General features: G+C 61.6%; 1 protein-coding gene and 1 pseudogene. One reads left to right on the forward strand and one right to left on the reverse strand.

Features of this window, described 5'->3' with window-relative positions; genetic code table 11:
* Window positions 1-580: 580 nt before the first annotated feature.
* Window positions 581-802, forward strand: a pseudogene (locus QQJ84_RS13935) (transposase); the annotation flags it as partial.
* Window positions 803-1,003: 201 nt separating this feature from the next.
* Here QQJ84_RS13935 and QQJ84_RS13940 read toward each other — a convergent pair.
* Entirely contained in the window at window positions 1,004-1,951 is a 948-nt protein-coding gene (locus QQJ84_RS13940) for an NAD(P)/FAD-dependent oxidoreductase (protein WP_284258910.1), read from the reverse strand.
* Between the last annotated feature and the right edge of the window lie 250 nt (window positions 1,952-2,201).

Genomic DNA, 2,201 nt, shown 5'->3' on the forward strand with positions numbered 1-2,201 from the left:
GCCCAGAAACTGAAACTCGCCGCGTGAATTCTACCATTAAGCCCCGTTAAAAACGGGGGGATTACCGTGTGGATTGATGACATCTGTTGCCTGGACCTCCGTAAAGTGGGCAAAAAAACGAGGGCCGCACCACGGCTTGTCCCACTATTGGGGGATTTGCTTAAGATGGGTCTAATCGAATGGGCCAGTCAACAGGCAGCACGGGGTTGTACGCTCGTGCAGCCTCAGACGAAGCAAAAGACCGCAGCTGCGTGGTCCAAATTTCTAAACCGATATCTGAATGAGTCGGTCATTGATGATCCGACACTCGTTTTATACTCGTTGCGGCACAGCTTTCGACAAATGCTCAGAGCTGGCAACATTGGTGATGAACTGGCGGACAAAATTTTTGCGCATTCGACGGGCAAGGTAGGCGCTGGTTATGGTCGGACCCTGAGCCCGGACGAGGCTCGGCTATTCATCGCTCGCGTAAAGTCCCAGATAGACTTTCAGCATTTATGGCGGCGACCGTGAGCTTCCTCGAGACGGATTGCGCCAGCGGATGATTGAGGATACCGTCGGCGTCGACGCTATGGCAAAGAATACCGGCATGCCGAAGAAAGGCCGGCACTCGGTTGGCGTTGCGCGGCAATATTGCGGGCAGCTCGGCAAGCAGGACAATTGCCAGGTCGCGGTCAGCCTGTCTGCCGCGAATGACCATGCCAGCCTGCCGATCGCTTACCGGCTGTATTTGCCGCGAGACTGGGCCGATGACCCTGAACGGCGCGTGGCCGCCGGCGTGCCGGACGCGGTTGCTCTCCAACGCGATGCGTGGCCTGGCGGCAGAATTTGGTCTGATCGTTCCGAAAGGCATCGACAAGCTCGTTGAGCTGATGGCACTCGTCGGTGCTGATGAAAACGTTCCGAAGCAAGCTCGCCAAGCAGGCAGGGAATTATTCGACCAGCGTGAGGCCGTCGGAGAACGCATTGAGACACTCGAAGCGGAAATCGTCGCGGATGGCCATCATGGGCCCGATGCGATGATGCGTTCAGCTAACCTCGTTCCGGACATCCAGGCAGCCTCAACCCGCGGGGCGATCAGCCAGTCGCCGCACAGTCCAAGCCGGAGATCCGCATCCCACAGCGCACCGGATCCCTCTGCGCCTGGGCGCGCATACCGCCATCGATGTGTGCTGCACGCGATCGGCGGCGGCAAATCAATCCCGAGACGTGTGGCAAGTGCTGCCGACAGCGCGGACACGACCCAATTGGCTTCCGCCTCAAAATATTGCCGTGACCATTCCGGACTGGCCTGGAGGACCCATGTCTCCGGCCCCGTGCGGCCGGGCTTGGCGCGGTTGCGGGCGGCCCAGCCGAGCACGCCGGCCTTATCTTCCCGAAGGCAATCCGGTGCCGCCGGCAAGGTCTCCGCAAACGCCAGCATCACGGTCCAGCACGGCGCGGATGGCAGCGTCCGGCCCCGCGCCGCCAGATCTGGCGCCGTCTGGGCGGCGAGGGCCGCCGCCTGCTCGGCAGGCAGCGCCACCACCACGGCATCCACAGCGACAGGCGGCGTGGTCTGCGCCACCAGGCGCCATCCCCCGGCAGAAGGTAACAGCGCGGTCACCTGCACGCCCCATTGCACGGCAAATGGCTCGGCCATGTCACGGAGGGGGGCATTCATTCCGGGGACACCGACATAAGCGTCCTCGCCGGCGGCCGGCCAGGGCGCCACGCAGCCCGCTGCAACCCAACGATTTACCCGGGCGCGAAATCCGGGTTCGCGCACGGTAAAATATTGCGCCCCATAGTCGAATGCCGCCTCGCCCGCGGCGGTCGCGATCCGCCGCGTGGACATGCGGCCGCCGGGACCGCGGCCCTTGTCCAGCACAATGAGCGTGTGGCCGCACGCCGCGAGCGTCTCTGCACATGCCATGCCGGCCATGCCGGCGCCTACGATCCCAATACGCATATTTCCGTGCCCTGACTTTGTGATGAAGCGCTGTTATTCGAGGCGATCGAGAAACCCGGCAGCCTCGGCGAGGATTGCCGCCTGGCGTTCAGCTGTCCAGCCTGCAAGCGTGCGGTAGGGCATGGCCAGCCTCGGGTTATGCGCTAGCCGGTCTTTCTGCCGGATCAGAAATGCCCAATAAAGATATAGTCATTCCATTTAAGAATGTGACATTATTAACTCATCCACGGATTTTCCGGAGAAGATTCTC

Origin of the sequence: Acidocella aquatica, assembly GCF_030160635.1 — a bacterium.
Classification (GTDB): Bacteria; Pseudomonadota; Alphaproteobacteria; order Acetobacterales; family Acetobacteraceae; genus Acidocella; species Acidocella aquatica.

Bases quoted from the DNA above. Each gene is read 5' to 3' on its own strand.
- QQJ84_RS13940 (WP_284258910.1), bottom strand. From the start codon at position 1,951: ATGCGTATTGGGATCGTAGGCGCCGGCATGGCCGGCATGGCATGTGCA.